This window comes from Streptomyces durocortorensis (genome assembly GCF_031760065.1).
Lineage (GTDB): Bacteria > Actinomycetota > Actinomycetes > Streptomycetales > Streptomycetaceae > Streptomyces.
Genome location: NZ_CP134500.1, coordinates 4639256 through 4655857, shown reverse-complemented (window position 1 = coordinate 4655857; position 16602 = coordinate 4639256). Strand labels below are relative to the sequence as shown.

General features: G+C 71.8%; 17 protein-coding genes. 9 read left to right on the top strand and 8 right to left on the bottom strand.

Going from position 1 to position 16602, the window contains the following annotated elements; genetic code table 11:
• Positions 1 to 112: 112 nt before the first annotated feature.
• From RI138_RS20845 to RI138_RS20825, 5 genes are all read left to right on the top strand, one after another.
• Positions 113 to 703: a hypothetical protein gene (locus tag RI138_RS20845; protein WP_311121137.1), complete on the top strand. Its 591-nt coding sequence runs from the start codon at positions 113 to 115 to the stop codon at positions 701 to 703.
• 16 nt (positions 704 to 719) lie between these two features.
• Positions 720 to 1541: a hypothetical protein gene (locus RI138_RS20840; RefSeq protein ID WP_311121136.1), complete on the top strand. Its 822-nt coding sequence runs from the start codon at positions 720 to 722 to the stop codon at positions 1539 to 1541.
• A gap of 91 nt (positions 1542 to 1632) precedes the next feature.
• Positions 1633 to 2073: a hypothetical protein gene (locus tag RI138_RS20835; RefSeq protein WP_311121135.1), complete on the top strand. Its 441-nt coding sequence runs from the start codon at positions 1633 to 1635 to the stop codon at positions 2071 to 2073.
• Positions 2070 to 2513, top strand: coding sequence for a thiol-disulfide oxidoreductase DCC family protein (locus tag RI138_RS20830; protein ID WP_311121134.1), 444 nt, complete (start codon positions 2070 to 2072; stop codon positions 2511 to 2513). Before RI138_RS20835 ends, RI138_RS20830 begins: the two co-directional genes overlap by 4 nt.
• Positions 2514 to 2523: 10 nt before the next feature.
• A complete protein-coding gene (locus tag RI138_RS20825) occupies positions 2524 to 3264 on the top strand; it encodes a TetR/AcrR family transcriptional regulator (protein ID WP_311121133.1) in 741 nt (246 codons plus the stop codon).
• Between the two features lie 34 nt (positions 3265 to 3298).
• Here RI138_RS20825 and RI138_RS20820 read toward each other — a convergent pair whose 3' ends face one another.
• From RI138_RS20820 to RI138_RS20810, 3 genes are all read right to left on the bottom strand, one after another.
• The gene (locus tag RI138_RS20820; RefSeq protein WP_311121132.1) at positions 3299 to 4852 is read right to left on the bottom strand and encodes an ABC transporter substrate-binding protein; all 1554 of its coding nucleotides are present in this window, start codon (positions 4850 to 4852) and stop codon (positions 3299 to 3301) included.
• A 290-nt stretch (positions 4853 to 5142) separates the two neighbouring features.
• Entirely contained in the window at positions 5143 to 6546 is a 1404-nt protein-coding gene (locus RI138_RS20815; RefSeq protein WP_311122956.1) for a metallophosphoesterase, read from the bottom strand.
• A gap of 19 nt (positions 6547 to 6565) precedes the next feature.
• Entirely contained in the window at positions 6566 to 6829 is a 264-nt protein-coding gene (locus tag RI138_RS20810) for an SCO4848 family membrane protein (RefSeq protein ID WP_311121131.1), read from the bottom strand.
• A 133-nt stretch (positions 6830 to 6962) separates the two neighbouring features.
• Between RI138_RS20810 and RI138_RS20805 the strand changes: the two genes are divergently transcribed.
• Positions 6963 to 8213, top strand: coding sequence for a D-alanyl-D-alanine carboxypeptidase family protein (locus tag RI138_RS20805; protein WP_311121130.1), 1251 nt, complete (start codon positions 6963 to 6965; stop codon positions 8211 to 8213).
• A gap of 48 nt (positions 8214 to 8261) precedes the next feature.
• Here RI138_RS20805 and RI138_RS20800 read toward each other — a convergent pair whose 3' ends face one another.
• Complete coding sequence (locus tag RI138_RS20800; RefSeq protein WP_311121129.1) at positions 8262 to 9230, bottom strand: YihY/virulence factor BrkB family protein; 969 nt, start codon at positions 9228 to 9230, stop codon at positions 8262 to 8264.
• 191 nt (positions 9231 to 9421) lie between these two features.
• On the opposite strand from RI138_RS20800, the gene RI138_RS20795 reads away from it, so the two are divergent.
• Entirely contained in the window at positions 9422 to 10792 is a 1371-nt protein-coding gene (locus tag RI138_RS20795; protein ID WP_311121128.1) for an FAD-binding oxidoreductase, read from the top strand.
• A 111-nt stretch (positions 10793 to 10903) separates the two neighbouring features.
• A complete protein-coding gene (locus RI138_RS20790; RefSeq protein ID WP_311121127.1) occupies positions 10904 to 11659 on the top strand; it encodes a decaprenylphospho-beta-D-erythro-pentofuranosid-2-ulose 2-reductase in 756 nt (251 codons plus the stop codon).
• 24 nt (positions 11660 to 11683) lie between these two features.
• On the opposite strand, the gene RI138_RS20785 is transcribed toward RI138_RS20790, so the two are convergent.
• Positions 11684 to 12283, bottom strand: a complete 600-nt coding sequence (locus RI138_RS20785) for a 2'-5' RNA ligase family protein (RefSeq protein ID WP_311121126.1) — start codon at positions 12281 to 12283, stop codon at positions 11684 to 11686.
• Between the two features lie 124 nt (positions 12284 to 12407).
• The gene (gene trpS, locus RI138_RS20780) at positions 12408 to 13400 is read right to left on the bottom strand and encodes a tryptophan--tRNA ligase (protein WP_096623694.1); all 993 of its coding nucleotides are present in this window, start codon (positions 13398 to 13400) and stop codon (positions 12408 to 12410) included.
• Between the two features lie 312 nt (positions 13401 to 13712).
• Between trpS and rocD the strand changes: the two genes are divergently transcribed.
• Positions 13713 to 14918: an ornithine--oxo-acid transaminase gene (rocD, locus tag RI138_RS20775; RefSeq protein ID WP_311121125.1), complete on the top strand. Its 1206-nt coding sequence runs from the start codon at positions 13713 to 13715 to the stop codon at positions 14916 to 14918.
• A gap of 34 nt (positions 14919 to 14952) precedes the next feature.
• Here rocD and RI138_RS20770 read toward each other — a convergent pair whose 3' ends face one another.
• Positions 14953 to 16140, bottom strand: a complete 1188-nt coding sequence (locus RI138_RS20770) for a glutathionylspermidine synthase family protein (protein ID WP_311121124.1) — start codon at positions 16138 to 16140, stop codon at positions 14953 to 14955.
• Between the two features lie 5 nt (positions 16141 to 16145).
• Complete coding sequence (locus RI138_RS20765; protein WP_096623442.1) at positions 16146 to 16460, bottom strand: hypothetical protein; 315 nt, start codon at positions 16458 to 16460, stop codon at positions 16146 to 16148.
• Between the last annotated feature and the right edge of the window lie 142 nt (positions 16461 to 16602).

Here is a 16602-nt window from a genome sequence, read left to right as displayed (position 1 = left end):
CCCCGCCCCGCAGCACAACCGCTGCCGGGGACGGGGCCTGTTGCTGCGCGGGGCCGGTGCGGACGGTACGGTCAGCGGAGCTCAAGACCGAAGCAAGAGAACGGGGATCCTCGTGAGCGAGCCGAATCCGTCCGCGGGCGACGCGTACAAGTGGGGCCCGCCCCAGCAGCCGGCTCACCCGCCGACCGTCGCGGACGGCCAGGGCTACGGCTACCCGGCCCCGGGCGGTGCTCCCGCGTACGGCTATCCGCAGCCGCTGCCCGAGTCCGCGGTACAGCCCGGCCCCGGTTACGGCTACCCGAACCCCGCCCAGCCGACCCTGCCCGGGCAGTACCTCCCCGCACCGCAGGGCGGTGCCCCGGTCCCGGTGCTGTCGATCGGCGACATCACCGTCATGAGCGACTCGATCGTCACCCCGTCCGGGCCGATGCCCCTGAGGGGTGCGATCTGGACGGCGACGGACATGTCGCGTACGGAGGAGAAGATCCCGCCGCACGCGATCGTGCTGGCGATCATCTTCGCGTTGTTCTGCCTGATCGGTCTGCTGTTCCTGCTGATGAAGGAGAAGCGGACGACCGGCTTCGTCCAGGTCACGGTGACCAGCGGCGGCCGTCACCACTCCACGATGATCCCGGCCATGGGACCGCACACCTTCCCGGCGGTCATGGGCCAGCTCAACACGGCCCGGTCCATGAGCGTCTGAGCCCCGGGGCCCGGTCATGGCGCGTTTCTCGCACACGGTCACCGTCGCCGCCCTGGGCCGGGGCTGGTTCGAGGAGGCCGCCGGTGCACTGGTGGGCCTGCTCGACGCCTCCCGGGAGGGCCCGGGCGGGGCGATCCTGCTGCCGGACGGGCGCCCGGTGGACGGCCTCCGGCTGCTGAAGGGCCGTCACCTGCGACCGGGGGCCCGGTACGGGGAGGCCGTGGCGGAGCCCGAAGCGGCGGAGGCGCCCGCGGCGCGGGCGGCCACCGTCCTGCGGGAGTGGCGGCCCTCCCGTTCCGTCGAGGTGGAGAGCCTGATGGCGGAGGAGGACATGTCCGTCCGGCTGGGCGTACGGGTGCGCGAGCCCCTGCGGCCCCGGGCGGTCGAGGTGTCGCTCGCCGGGCACCAGCCGAAGGGCGGTTCGCTGTACCGCTTCTCGGGCCGCGCCAAGGCCGATCTGGGCGCCTGGTGGGCGGCGGTGGACCGGCTCCCCCCGGCGCCCCCGGCGGCCCGGCCCCCGGTCTCGGGCAAGGCGGTCCACCTGCTCGGCAAGGCCCGGCTGACGGTGACCCCGCGCCCGGACGGGGACGGTTCCTGGCAGGTGACGGTCGCGCTGAGCGCGCGGGGGCGGTGGCTCCTGCGGCCGGTCGGCGCGGTCATCCTGTTCTTCGCCCGGAAGCCGGTGGAGCGGGGGTTCCGGGAGGCGGTGGAGAGTGCGGCGCGGGAGTGGAACACCACGTTCGCCGAGCTGACACCGCTGCACGGTGAGGCGTTGCGCGCGGAGATCGCCGACGCGCTGACCGAGCCGGGCGAGCCGGCGGAGCCCAAGGCTCTCTGATCCTTCACCGACCCCTTCTTGAACATGTTCAAGAAGGGGTCTACAGTCATGCCCGCAAGCACTTTTGAACGTGTTCAAAGGAGGGTGGGGCATGGACCTCACTGTTGTCGCGTACGTCATCTACCTGGCCATCAGCGTGGCGCTCACCGTCTGGGTCGCCCGCACCCTCAGTCGCAACGGCCGGATCTTCCTCGCCGACGTGCTGCACGGGAACGAGAAGCTCGCCGACGCCGTCAACCACCTGCTGGTGGTCGGCTTCTACCTGGTCAACCTGGGGTTCGTCGCGCTCTACCTGAAGAACGCCGACGGCGTCCGGGACGCCCGCGAGCTGTTCGAGGCGCTCTCGGTGAAGGTCGGCGTGGTCCTGCTGGTGCTCGGCGTGATGCACCTGGGCAATGTGTACGCGCTCAGCCGCATCCGCCGCCGCAGCGCCCTGGAGCGCGAGCAGACCCCGCCCGTACCGCCGCAGGGCTGGACGCCCCCGGGCCCCCAGGGCCCCTGGACCGCGCCCACGCCCGCACCCGGGCAGTGAGTCCGGTGACCGCCACCGGGCCCTCCGCCCCGGTCCGCCGGCTCACCGTGCTCTACGACGCGCAGTGCCCGCTCTGCGTCCACCTGCGCCACTGGCTCCAGCGGCAGCGGCAGCTCGTCCCGCTGGATCTCGTACCGGCCGGATCGGCCGAGGCCCGGCGGCGGTTCCCGGAGCTGGACCACACGGCGACGCTCGCCGAGATCACCGTGGTCGGCGATCTGGGCCAGGTCTACCGGGAGACCTCCGCCTGGATCGTCTGCCTCTGGGCGCTCGCCAAGTACCGCTCCAGGGCCCACTGGCTGACCACCCCGGCGGGGCGGCCGTTCGCCCGGGGCACCGTGCTGGCCGCCGCCCGCTACCGTTCGATGGCGGCCCCGCGCTGCGCGCCCCAGGGTGCGGGGTGCACCGTGCCGACCGGGCGACAGGGGGCCCACCGTTAACCTGGTGCCCGTGGTGAAGGAAGAGAAGAACGTGCAGGAGAACAGGCCGGCCAAGGCCGCGAAGAGCGAGCAGACCCGCACGCTGATTCTTGAGACGGCGCTCCGGCTCTTCGCCGAGCGCGGCTACGACCGGACCACCATGCGGGCCATCGCCCAGGAGGCGGGCGTCTCGGTCGGGAACGCGTACTACTACTTCTCCTCCAAGGAGCACCTGGTCCAGGGCTTCTACGACCGGATCGCCGCCGAACACGCCGCGGCGATCGGGCCCGTGCTGGAGGGCGACAAGGATCTGACCGTACGCATCCGGGGGGTGCTACTCGGCTGGCTGGACGTGGCGGAGCCGTACCACCGGTTCGCCGCCCAGTTCTTCAAGAACGCGGCCGACCCGGACAGCCCGCTCTCCCCGTTCTCCGAGGACTCGGCGGCCGCCCGCGACGCGGCGATCTCCATCCACGAGCGCTGCATCGCCGGGGCGGACGTCAAGAGCGACCCGGAACTCGCCCCGCTGCTGCCGCAGTTGATGTGGCTGATGCAGATGGGACTGGTGCTTTTCTGGGTGTACGACCGCTCGGAGGGCGCCGAGCGCAGCCGCCGGCTCGTCGAGCGCACCGCGCCGATCGCCGCACGGGCGATCGCGCTCTCCCGGTTCCGGGTGCTGCGCCCGCTCGTGCGGCAGGTCCACGGGCTGCTGGTGGAGTTCCTGCCGGACGCGGCGACGGCCGGGGCGAAGCCCCGGCCGTCGGAGGACTGACCCTATCGGACGGATCAGGCCAGATCAGGTCGGATCAGATCCGGCCCAGCTCCCACAGCCGCCAGACGCCGGTGCCGTCGGAGAGGTACTGCGAGCCCGCGACGTCGGACTTCGCGACGACGTAGTCCTTCTTCTGCCACAGCGGCAGCAGCGGGACCTCCTCGCCGACCAGGGACTGCATGTCCTTGAAGTCGTTCGCGGTCCGGCTGCGATCGCTGAACTGCTGCGTGGCGGCGATCAGTTTGTCCATGCGCTTGCTGGAGTAGCCGCTGTGCAGGACGTTGCCGGTGCCGACGAGCGGCTGGCTGAAGGTGTCGGGGTCCGGGAAGTCGGGGAGCCAGCCGACGGTGTACATGTCGTACTCACCGGCCGCGTACCCCTTCTGGTACTTCGTCCACTCGACGGCCTTGACCGAGACCTTGAACAGCCCGTCCTTCTCCAGCTGCCGCCGCAGTTCGGCGGTCTCCTTCGTGTACGCGTCGTCCGCCCGGTAGGCGAAGTTGATCGACACCGGCGTCTCGACACCGGCCTGCTGGAGCAGCTCCTTCGCACGCTGGGGGTCGGACGACGGGTAGGCGTCGAAGAAGGGGGTGCTGTGCCCGATGAAGCCCTGCGGGATCAGCGAGTACAGCGGCTCGACGGTGCTCTGGTAGACCTCCCGGACCAGCGGCCCGCGGTCGATGATCGCGGCGACGGCCTGGCGGACCCGCTTGTCCGAGAACGGCGAGTCGTCGCGGACGTTGAAGATGATGTTGCGGATCTCGGCGCTGTCCGCCTCGGTCACCCGCAGGTCCGGGTCGTTGGGGTTCAGCGCGGAGAGGCGGGCCGGCGGAAGCTGGCGGTGGGTGACGTCGATCTCGCCGCTGTTCCACGCGGACAGGAGCTCGTCGGAGCTCTTGTAGTAGCGGATGGTGACGGCCTCGCCGGTCTTCTTCAGCGCGCCCTTGTACTTCAGGTTGGGCACCAGCTCGGCGCGCGAGCCCGACTCGTACGACTTCAGGGCGTACGGGCCCGAGCCGTCGACCTCGTTGCCCGTACGGAGCTTGTCCTCGGGGTACTTCGTCGAATCGACGATCGCCCCGGCGCCGGTCGCGAGCTTCTGCGGGAAGGTCGCGTCCCTCCCGGACAGGTTGAAGGTGATCGTGCGCCCCTCGGCGACCACGGTGTCGAGGGTCGGGAACAGCCCTGCCGGGCCGACGTCGGAGTTGATCCGCAGCAGCCGCTCGAAGGAGAACGTGACGTCCTCGGCGGTGACCTTCCTGCCGTTGGAGAACGTCAGGTCGTCGCGGAGCTTGCACTGGTACGTCTGGAGCTTCTGCCCGATGAAGCCGCAGCTCTCGGCGGCGTCCGGCTCCGGCGTGACCGCCCCGGCCTTGAAGGTCATCAGCGACTGGTAGAGGTTGCTGTAGATCGCCCAGGAACCCGCGTCGTAGGCGCCGGCCGGGTCAAGTGATGTCACCTCGTCCGATGTACCGATCGTCACCGCGTCGGACTTCGCCCCCCCGGAGGGGAGGAGTTGCCAGGCGCCGACGCCTGCGATGACCAAAACCGCGAAAATCGCGAGAATCCGTACCCGGACCGACCGCATTGCCGTGCTCTCCCTTACCAGCCCCACCTCGGCAGTTGCGCCAAGACACGCACACCGCCGCACACTCGCGCTTACCCAATCACACGATTTTCACATCTGGAAGAGTAAATAGGGCTCTCACAGCCTTTTGTTGGACACCTGCGACGCACCCTGTCCGAAAAGGCCGTTTCCCGCCTCCCACCTGCGGTTCTTCGTCGCTGACGGTGACGCTGCGGTGCGGATTTCATGACGTCGGACATCCGGACGTCGAACGGGAGATCGCACCCGCAACGTGTCTGAGCGCGTCCGGTCTACGCCTGGCGGGAAGCGAGCTCCACGACGGTGATGTCGGCCGGGGCGCCGACCCGGACCGGCGGCCCCCAGGCGCCCGCGCCGCGCGAGACGAAGAGCTGGGTGTCCCCGTAGCGTTCGAGCCCGGCGACGGTGGGGTTGGCCAGCTCGGCGAGGTAGCTGCCGGGCCAGAGCTGGCCGCCGTGGGTGTGGCCGGAGAGCTGGAGGTCGACGCCGTGCTCGACGGCGTCGTGGATGACGACCGGCTGGTGGGCGAGGAGGACGGCGGCCCGGGCGCGGTCCCGGTCGCCCAGCGCACGGACGAAGTCGGGGCCCTGGCCCTCGGTCTCGCCCGCCACGTCGTTGACCCCGGCGAGATCGAAGCCGTCGATCTCGACGCGGGCGTTCTCCAGCGGGATCAGCCCCAGTTCGCGGACGTGGTCGACCCACTGCTCGGCGCCGGAGAAGTACTCGTGGTTGCCGGTGACGAAGTAGCTGCCGTGCCGGGCCCGCAGGGCGGACAGCGGTTCGGCGGCGGAGCCCAGGTCCGCCACGGACCCGTCGACGAGGTCCCCGACGACGGCGACCAGATCGGGCGAGGTCGCGTTGATCGTGTCGACGATGCGACGGGTGTGGGCGCGGCCGAGGATCGGGCCGATGTGGATGTCGCTGACCACGGCGATGCGGAAGCCGTGGGCGGCGCGGGGCAGTTTGGCCAGCGGCACGGAGACCCGCTTGACGCTCGGCCCGCGCAGCACGTTGTGGGTCCCGTACCCGACGGTGGCGAGCCCGGCGGCGGCCGCCGCGCCGCCGACGACCCGCGAGACGAAGAGACGGCGGGAGGGGCCGGGGGCCGGGGCGGGGGCCGCCGGGCGCTCCGGTCCCGATTCCGGTTTGGCTTCCGGTTCCGGTGTGGTCTCCGGTTCCGGTGCGGCCTCCGGGGTCGTACGTACGGAGGCTTCCGACGAGGTGGGGGCGCCGGCGGAGGCGACCGGAACGAGCTCTTCCGTACGGGGGCGGGTCTCACCCGGGACCTCGGCAGTGGTTCCGGAAGATGTTCCGATTTCGGGTGCCGGACGCTCGGTGACCGGCTGCGCCGCCGCCTTGTCGCGCCGCGCGAGGACCCTCAGGAGCACCGGACGCACGAGCTCGCCCACGAACAGCGCCAGCGTCAGGTACAGCAGGCAGGCCAGCCACAGGAAGCCCGGCCAGGCCAGCACCTGCTGGAGCCAGAAGGGCGCGCCGATCCGGCCGGAGGTCATGGCTCCGACACTCAGCAGCGGCAGCACGAACGCGGCGGCCGTGCCCGCCTTGCGCATCGTGCTGCCGGGGACGGTCGTGTCGCCGACGAAGCGGCGCCACACATAGCGGTGCACGGCGGCGAGCAGCGCCAGCACCACGAGCGCCACGAGCGCGAACACCACTGCTGCCATCCGTGCCTACCTACGCCTTCTCGTCCTCGTCAGCGCGCTCGTCGCGCAATGCCCGGACACCACGCAACCCGATCGCGCCGACCACCGTCCCCAGAAGAAAGGACGTGATGGCGAGCAGCAGGTGCACCCAGAAGTACCCGGTCGGTTCGCCCGCGTCGTCGAAGGCGAGCCCGCTGCCGTCCTGCCACAGGTTCTTGACGAAAGTGATCCAGATGAACCAGCTCCACACCCCGAACACGAGCAGGAACCAGGAGACGGGGCGGCTGAGCTTCATGGGTCCAGTATCGCCGCCGCCCTCCGGCACCCTCGCCCGGGGTGGTGTCCGGACACGGCCGTCCCGGCGGTCCCTGCGGCGGGTCAGCCGCTCCGGGTCCGCATCCACATCTTCGCCCTGTACGTTTCCGACCGTGCCTGCTCTGAAAAAGATCGCCCTGACGGTCACCTCCGCCATTTTGCTGTCCGGTTTGGTCCTCAGTCCCGCCTCGGCGGCCGACAAGGACAAGAGTGACGACAAGCAGCCCAAGCCGCCGGCCACGATGTCGAGCCTCGGCGGCGAGCGGCTCGGCAAGCCCGGTACCCAGGTCGCCCTGGGCCCGGGTGCGCCGGTGCTGCCCAAGGGGCTGACCGGCCGGTCGTGGATCGTGGCGGACGCGGAGAAGGGGGATGTGCTGGCGGCGCACAACGCCCACTGGCGGCTGCCGCCCGCCTCCACGATGAAGATGCTGTTCGCCGACACGCTCCTTCCGGCGCTCCAGCCCACCACCCTGACCCACAAGGTGACGGACAGTGACCTGGCGGCGGTGGGTGAGGGCAGCAGCCTCGTCGGGATCAAGGAGGACCACACCTACACGGTCCACGACCTGTGGCTGGGTGTCTTCCTGCGCTCGGGCAACGACGCCGTGCACGTGCTGGCGCAGATGTACGGCGGCATGCCCCAGGCGGTGTCCGCCATGCAGAAGCACGCCGAGGAGCTCCAGGCGCTGGACACCAAGGTGGTCTCACCGGACGGGTACGACGCGCCCGGCCAGGTCTCCAGCGCCTACGACCTGACCCTGATCGCCCGCAGCGGGATGCAGAAGAAGGACTTCCGCGAGTACGCGGCGACGGCGTCGGCCGACTTCCCCGGCGAGAAGAAGAAGGGGAAGAAGCGCGAGACCTTCGAGATCCAGAACACCAACCGGCTGATCACCGGGGGCATCGGCGTGGACCCGTACAAGGGCATCGCGGGCGTCAAGAACGGCTACACCACCCACGCGGGCAACACCTTCACCGGCATCGCCGAGCGCAATGGCAGGGTGCTCCTGGTGACGGTCATGAACCCGTCGCAGGAGGAGAGCCACGCCGTCTACAAGGAGGCCGCGAAGCTGCTCGACTGGGGCTTCGCCGCGAGCGGCAAGGTGACCCCGGTCGGCGAGCTCGTGCCCCCGAAGTCCATCGACACCGGGAGCGGGACCACGACCGGCGGCAAGGGCGCGCAGCCCGCCGCCGGGGCGGACCAGGGCTCCGGGGGCCAGGCGGAGGCCGCGCACGCGTCGGCGGCCGGCGGCTCCAGCGGCGTCGGGATCGCCCTGGCGGTCGTCGGCGGAGTGCTGGTGGTCCTGGCGGGCGGGGTGTTCCTGGTCAACCGGCGCTGGCCGCTGCGGCTGCCCCGCCGCTGACGCCCGGGCCGGGCCGCCCCGTGTGGGACGGCCCGGCCGGGCCGTCCCTCAGGCCGCCCGGGTCGAGCCTCCGGGCTCCGGCTCCTCGCGATGGCCCTCGGCCTCGGTCTCGCCCTCTCTCTCGCCCTCGGTCTCGCCCTCCCTCTCGCCCTCCCCCTCGCCCCCGCCCTTGCTGCCGGTCGCCGTCCAGGCGGCACAGAACAGCAGCAGCTTGGCGGTGAAGCTGATCCACAGGAGCAGCGCGATCGGGACGCCGAACGCGCCGTACATGCTCTTGCCCGCGACGCCCTTCATATAGCTGCCGAGCAACAGCTTGAGCAGTTCGAAGCCGACCGCGCCGAGCAGCGCCGCGACCACCAGCCGCCGCCGGGGCGGCTGGACCCCGGGCAGCAGCGTCAGCAGGTAGAGCATCAGCAGGAAGTCGGCGACGACCGCGACCGCCAGGGCCGCCACCCGGAGCAGCACGCCGCCCGCCCCTCCCCCGGAGATGCCGAGCTGGTCGGCGGTCCAGCCGACGGCCGTCGAGCCGACCGTGGAGACCGCCAGGGTGGCGAGCGCCGCGCCGCCGAGGCCGACCAGCAGCACCGTGTCCTTCAGCTTGGCGACGACCGGGTTGGCCTCCTGGACGTCGTCCAGCTCCCAGACCGCACGCAGGCACTCCCGCATCGAGCCGACCCAGCCGACACCGGTGAACAGCAGCAGCGCACCGGCCACCAGACCGACCGTGCCCGCGTTGGCGACCAGACCGTCGATGCCCAGCTGGTCGGAGATGCCGGGCACCTGCTCGGCGAGCTTGTCCTTGATGGTGGCGAGCTGCTTGTCGCTCAGCAGCGCGGCGGCGATCGCCGCGCCGACCGCGATCAGCGGGAAGAGGGCCAGAAAGCTGATGAAGGTGATCGCCGCCGCCAGCCTGGCCCAGTGGACCCGGTCCAGCGTCTCGTAGGAACGCCACGCGTGCGTCTCCATCAGCCGGGTGACCAGGGGCCCGATGACCGGGAGTTTCTTGAGCCAGTCCATGACCTACCGCGTACCCTCCTGGGCCCGGAACACCAGCGGCCCGCCCCGGACTCTTCCCGACGGGTGGGGGAGTTCCCCGGCACGTGGGGGTGACACTCCCTCCATCACCCGTTCCGGTGAGCATCACCCGTTCCGGTGAGCGAATTCACCAATGCCTCGAATGGGGTTTACCGGACGATACGGTCACCCCCATGTCCGTCGACACGGTGTCCTTGACCGGCTGGGGCCGCACCGCCCCGACGACCGCCGTGCGGTTCCGCCCGCGTACCTACGAGGAGGCGGCGACCGTCGTCCGCGGCCGGGGCCCCCGGGGCGCCATCGCGCGCGGGCTCGGCCGGGCGCCCGGCGACGCGGCGCAGAACGCGGGCGGTTCGGTGCTCGACATGACGGGCCTGGCCCGGATCGGCGCGGTCGACCCGGTCGCCGGGACCGTGCGCTGCGAGGCGGGGGTGCGCCTGGACCGGCTGCTGCGGGTGCTGCTGCCGCTCGGCTGGTTCCCGCCGGTGCTGCCGGAGACCGGCAGGGTCACGGTGGGCGGGGCGTTCGGCTCCGACGTGCACGGCCGCAACCACCGGGAGGCCGGTTCCTTCGCCCGGCACGTCAGTGCCCTGGAGCTGCTCACCGCCGACGGCGAGGTGCGTACGGTGCTGCCGGGCACCGCCCTCTTCGACGCGACCGCCGGGGGCCTCGGGCTGACCGGGGTGATCCTCTCGGCCACGCTCCGCCTCCGGCGTGTCGCCTCTTCGCTGATGTCCGTCTCCACCGAGCGCGCCGACGACCTGGACGACCTGCTGGCCCGCTTCACGGCGGGCGGCGACCGGCTGCCGTACGCCTCCGCCTGGGTCGATCTGCTGGCCCGGGGCCGGGCGACGGGGCGCGGAATCATCACCCGAGGGGAGCACGCACCCCAGCATGTGCGCCCGGCGCACGACCGGCGCATTCTGCGTGCCCCGCGCACGGGCACGGCAGGGGGCCGAGGGCTCCCGGCCGCCGCCGGTCTGCTGTCGCTGCCCGACGGACCGCTCGGCCGCGCCTCCGCCGCCCTCTACAACGAGGTCCGCTACCGAAGTGCGCCCCGCGCGCGGACCGGGGAGCCGCGGCCGGTCCCGGCCTTCTTCCACGCCCTGGACGCACTCCCGGGCGTCAACCGGCTGCACGCCCGGGGCGGCCTGGTGCGCTACCGGTTCGTGGTCGGGTATGGGCAGGAGGAGACCCTGCACCGGGTGGTGCGCCGGATTGCGGCGCACCGGGCCCCCGCGCTGCGGGCGGTGCTCCAGCGGTTCGGGCCGGCGGACCCGGGCCTGTTGTCGTTCCCCGCGCCCGGCTGGACGCTCGCCCTCGATCTGCCCGCCGCCCTGCCCTCGCTCGCCCGCCTCCTGGACGGGCTCGACGAGGAGGTGGCGGCCGCCGGGGGCCGGGTCTGCCTGGCGGCCGATTCCCGGGTGCGGCCGGAGACCGCGGCCGCGATGTACCCGCGGCTGGCGGAGTTCCGGGAGCTGCGGGAGGCGCTGGACCCGACGGGGGCGTTCCGCTCCGACCTGTCGCGCCGACTCGGGCTGTGACCGCCGACCGCTCGACGTCCGCCCCTGGTCCTCTGCTCCCTGCCCGCTCTTGGGACGACCACCCCTCGCTCTCTGCACCCTGCCCCCGCCCCTCTTGAACAGGAGTGTTCCGTGAAGGATGCCTTCGGTGCCCCGCAGTCCCTGCTCGTCCTCGGCGGCACCTCCGAGATCGCCCTGGCCACCGCCCGCCGCCTGATCGCCCTGCGGACCCGGCGGGTGTGGCTGGCCGGGCGCCCCTCCCCCGCACTGGACGCGGCCGCCGCCGAACTGCGCGGACGCGGGGCGGACGTCCGTACCGTCGGCTTCGACGCACTGGACCCCGCCTCGCACGAGGTGGTCCTCGGCAAGGTGTTCGCGGAGGGGGACATCGACGTGGTGCTGATGGCGTTCGGGGTCCTCGGCGACCAGGCGCGCGACGAGGAGCGGCCGATGGCGGCGGTCCGGGTCGCCCAGACCAACTACACGGGGGCGGTCTCCGCCGGACTGGTGTGCGCCGGCGCACTCCAGGCGCAGGGCCACGGTTCGCTGGTGGTGCTGTCGTCGGTGGCCGGAGAGCGTGCCCGGCGCGCGGACTTCATCTACGGGTCGAGCAAGGCGGGCCTGGACGCGTTCGCGCAGGGGCTGGGCGACGCGCTCCAGGGCACCGGGGTGCATGTGATGGTGGTCCGCCCCGGCTTCGTCCGGACGCGGGCCACGGCGGGGCGGCCCGAGCAGCCGCTCGCCACCGGCCCGGAGGAGGTGGCGCGGGCGATCGTCACGGGGCTGCGGAGGCGTTCGGAGACGGTCTGGGTGCCCGGGTCGCTCCGGGTGGTGATGACAGCGCTGCGGCACGTCCCGCGGCCGCTGTTCCGGCGGCTGCCGGTCTGACCCGGGGCCGTACGGCTGAGTCGGTCAGGGGCGCAGGGACGCGGCGGACGGCGTGTCGACCACATAGCCGCCCTGGGCGGGGACGGCGGGCGTGCCGCCCCCGGCGCCGAACGGGAAGTCCCTGATCTTGCGCCACACGGCGTCCTGGCCCTGCTCGTACAGCGCGAAGGAGCCGCAGGTCCAGGACGCCTCGTAGGCGGCGAGCTCCTCGTAGGCCCGGTCCATCGCCTCCTCGGCGATGCCGTGGGCGACGGTGACATGCGGGTGGTACGGGAACTGGAGCTCGCGCACCAGTGGCCCGGAGGCGTCCCGGACCCGCTTCTGGAGCCAGGAGCAGGCCGAGGCGCCCTCGACGACCTGGACGAAGACGACCGGCGACAGCGGGCGGAAGGTGCCGGTGCCGGAGAGCCGCATCGGGAACGGGCGGCCGGCCGTGGCGATCCGGTCGAGGTGGGCCTCGATCGCCGGGAGGTCCGCGGCCTGTGCCTCGGTCGGCGGGAGCAGGGTGACGTGGGTGGGAATGCCGAAGGCGGCAGGGTCCCCGAAGCTCGCGCGGCGCTCCTGGAGCAGGCTGCCGTAGGGCTCCGGGACCGCGATCGAAACGCCGAGCGTTACGGTCCCCACGTCGTTCTCCTCCACCGTCGATGGTCGATTCTCGGTCATGCCGCGCGGGCCGGGTGTCCGCCCCGCGCGTCCTGTCGCCGCAAGTGTGACCCCTGCGGCCGTGATCTCGCCAGGGCCCTTGGGCTCAGTGCTTCGCGGGCAGGAAGCCCATCCGGTCGTACGTCTGCGCCAGGGTCTCGGCGGCGACGGCCCTGGCCTTCTCCGCTCCCTTGGCCAGGATGGAGTCCAGCGTCTCCGGGTCGTCCAGATATTCCTGGGTGCGGGCCCGGAAGGGGGTGACGAATTCCACCATGGCCTCGGCCAGGTCGGTCTTCAGCGCGCCGTAGCCCTTGCCCTCGTACGCCCGTTCCAGATCCTCGACGGGGCTGCCGGAGAGGGTGGAGAGGATCGTGAGGAGGTTGCTGACACCCGGTTTCTTCTCGGCGTCGAAGCGGATCACCGTGTCGGTGTCGGTGACGGCGCTCTTGACCTTCTTGGCCGTGGCCTTCGGGTCGTCGAGGAGGTTGATGAGGCCCTTCGGCGTGGAGGCCGACTTGCTCATCTTGACCGCCGGGTCCTGGAGGTCGAAGATCTTCGCCGTCTCCTTGAGGATGTACGGCGCCGGGATGGTGAACGTCTGCCCGAACCGGCCGTTGAACCGCTCCGCGAGGTCGCGGGTCAGCTCGATGTGCTGGCGCTGGTCCTCGCCCACCGGGACCTGGTTCGCCTGGTAGAGCAGGATGTCCGCGACCTGGAGCACCGGGTAGGTGAACAGGCCGACGGTCGCGCGGTCGGCGCCCTGCTTGGCGGACTTGTCCTTGAACTGCGTCATCCGGGAGGCCTCGCCGAAGCCGGTGAGGCAGTTCATCACCCAGCCGAGCTGGGCGTGCTCGGGTACATGGCTCTGGACGAAGAGCGTGCAGCGCTCCGGGTCCAGTCCTGCGGCGAGCAGCTGCGCCACGGCGAGGCGGGTGTTGGCCCGCAGCTCGGCGGGGTCCTGCGGCACTGTGATCGCGTGCAGGTCCACGACCATGTAGAACGCGTCGTGGGACTCCTGCAACGCCACCCACTGGCGCACCGCGCCCAGGTAGTTGCCGAGGTGGAACGAGCCTGCGGTGGGCTGGATCCCGGAGAGCACGCGCGGACGGGCGGCCGCACCGGTGCGGCCCGTCTGCGGCTGGTCGGCGGGGAGCGAGGGGCGATCAGAGGCCATGGCCCCATTGTCTCAGGTGCCCGGGCCATCTCCGGCAGCCGGTGCGGGGCATACCGGGCGCGTCCCCGCACGATCCCGGGGCACAGGAGCGCACAGCTGAGACGAACGGCACATTCCGGCCGCCGGGCGCGCGACGGCGGGCGCGCCGGGCGGCGAAGGTTTCCCGGCGCGGGATCCGACCGACGATACAAAGTGGGCACCACCCTGCGCCCACGCCGCACGACGAACGGAGATCCCGTGTCGACCACGGAAACCGCCATCGCCTCCGCCGAGGCGCACAGCGCGCACAACTACCACCCGTTGCCGGTCGTCGTCGCCTCGGCGGACGGTGCGTGGATGACCGATGTCGAGGGCCGCCGGTATCTGGACCTCCTGGCCGGGTATTCGGCGCTCAATTTCGGCCATGGCAACCGTCGGCTCATCGACGCGGCCAAAGCCCAGCTGGACCGGGTGACGCTGACCTCCCGGGCGTTCCACCACGACCGGTTCGCCGAGTTCTGCACGCGGCTGGCCGAGCTGTGCGGGATGGAGATGGTGCTGCCGATGAACACCGGGGCGGAGGCCGTGGAGACGGCGGTCAAGACCGCCCGCAAGTGGGGCTACCGGGTCAAGGGCGTGCCGGACGGGATGGCGAAGGTCATCGTGGCCTCGGACAACTTCCACGGCCGCACGACGACGATCGTCAGCTTCTCCACGGACCCGGCGGCCCGGGCCGACTTCGGCCCGTACACACCGGGGTTCGAGATCGTTCCGTACGGGGATCTCACCGCGATGCGGGAGGCGATGACGGAGAACACCGTGGCGGTGCTGATCGAGCCGATCCAGGGCGAGGCGGGGGTGCTGGTGCCGCCGGCCGGCTATCTGCCCGGAGTGCGGGAGCTGACCCGCGAGCGGAACGTGCTGTTCGTCGCGGACGAGATCCAGTCGGGCCTGGGCCGGACCGGGAAGACGTTCGCGCTGGAGCACGAGGGCGTGGTGCCGGACATGTACGTGCTGGGAAAGGCGCTGGGAGGCGGAGTGGTGCCGGTCTCCGCGGTCGTCTCCTCGGCGGATGTGCTCGGGGTCTTCAGGCCCGGCGAGCACGGCTCCACGTTCGGCGGGAACCCGCTGGCGTGCGCGGTGGCGCTGGAGGTGATCGCGATGCTGCGGACCGGTGAGTACCAGCAGCGGGCCGCCGAGCTGGGCGACCACCTCCACCGCGAGTTGGGGCTGCTCGTCGGCGGCGGCGCGGTGGAGGCGGTGCGCGGCCGGGGCCTGTGGGCGGGCGTCGACATCGCGCCCGCGCTGGGCACCGGCCGGGAGATCTCCGAGAGGCTGATGGAGCAGGGGGTGCTGGTGAAGGACACCCACGGCTCCACGGTCCGGATCGCCCCGCCGCTGGTGATCAGCAAGGAGGATCTGGACTGGGGCCTGGACAAGCTGCGTACGGTGCTGAGCGCCTGAGCCGGTCCCTCGTGCGTCGCGGAGCTTCAGGACCTCAGAGTAGGACGTGGGGCAGGAAGCGGGCGTACTCGTCCGTGACCGGCCCCGACGACTCCCGGATGCCTAGCCCCGCCGCCTCGTCCTCGACGATCCACGCGCCGAGCACCACCCGATTGCCGTCGATGTCGGGCAGCGGGGCCAGCTCCTGGTAGCAGCACGGCTCGTCGCGCGGGACGGGCGGCGAGCCGGGGCCGTGCAGGTCGACGCCTGCGCCCTCCCGGCCGAGCAGCGGTTTGGAGACGTATCCGGCCCCGCCGGGCCCGGCCAGCTCGCGGGGTCCGTCGAGATAGGCGGGCAGCAGGTTGGGATGGCCGGGGTAGAGCTCCCACAGGATCGCCAGCAGCGCCTTGTTGGAGAGCAGCATCTTCCAGGCGGGCTCGATCCAGCAGGTGGTACCGCTGCCGCCGCCGTTGTCGAGGGTGTCCAGCACCTGCGGCCCGAAGCGGTCCGTGGCCAGCCACTCCCACGGGTAGAGCTTGAAGCAGCTGCGGATGAAGCGCAGCCGGTCGTCGACGAACCGGCCCGACAGCCGGTCCCAGCCGATCTCCTCGACGGACAGCGCCTCGGTGTCGATCCCGGCCTGCTGGGCGGTCTCGCGCAGATACGCGACCGTCATCAGGTCCTCGCCCGCCTCGTCGCCGTCCGAGTGCGCGAAGTGCAGCGGACCCGGCGGCAGCAGGGGCGCCTGCCGCTTCCAGGCGTCGACCAGCCGCTCGTGCAGGGAGTTCCACTGGTCGGCACCGGGGAAGCGGTCCTCCATCCAGAACCACTGCGCGCTCGCCGCCTCCACCAGCGAGGTCGGGGTGTCGGCGTTGTACTCCAGCATCTTCGCCGGGCCGCTCCCGTCGTAGCGCAGGTCGAACCGCCCGTAGACCGAGGGCAGTTCGGCGCGGCGGCGCCAGGACTCGGCGACCAGGGAGGCGAGGCGCGGGTCGGTGATGCCGAGGTCGGCGAAGCGGCCTTGCTCGACGATGTGCGCGGCGGCGGCCAGGCACATCGCGTGCAGCTCCTCGACGGTCTCCTCCAGGGCCTCGACCTCGGGCAGCGAGAAGACGTAGTAGGCGCTCTCGTCCCAGTAGGGGCGCAGCGAGTCGTCCGGGTAGCGGGTCAGCGGATAGACGACGCCCTGGGACTCGACGGTCTCCTGCCAGCCGGGGCGCGGCTGCGTGGTGCGGCGTTCCATGGCGGTCAGCCTCCGCCGGACCGGGCGCAGCCGAAGCCGCCGCGGTCGACCGCGGACTTGTCGAAACTGCCGCCCTGTACTTTGCCGTCCGAGCTGTCGCCGCCGTAGTAGTACGAGCCGCGGCCGGTGCCGCCACCGGAACCGCCGCTGCCTCCCGAACCGCCGCCGCTGCCACGGCACTCGTAGCTGGGCAGGGTTTCACGGGTCATCCGGTCGGCGCACCGCCGGTCCGGCTCCGATCCGCAGGACGAGATCGTCAGGGCGAGCAGCCCCATTCCGCCGAGCACGACCGTACTCGACCTCAACCTCCGCTTGGACATGTTCTGTTCTCCCCCGTGGTACGTGATCGAATCCGGCCCTTCCTCTTCCCTCTGCTTCCTTCTGCTTCCTTCCGGGCGCCGGATCTCTTGTCAGACTAGTTCGACAGGTGGCCGGTTCGGAACAAGGAGGCGCCGGAGCGTC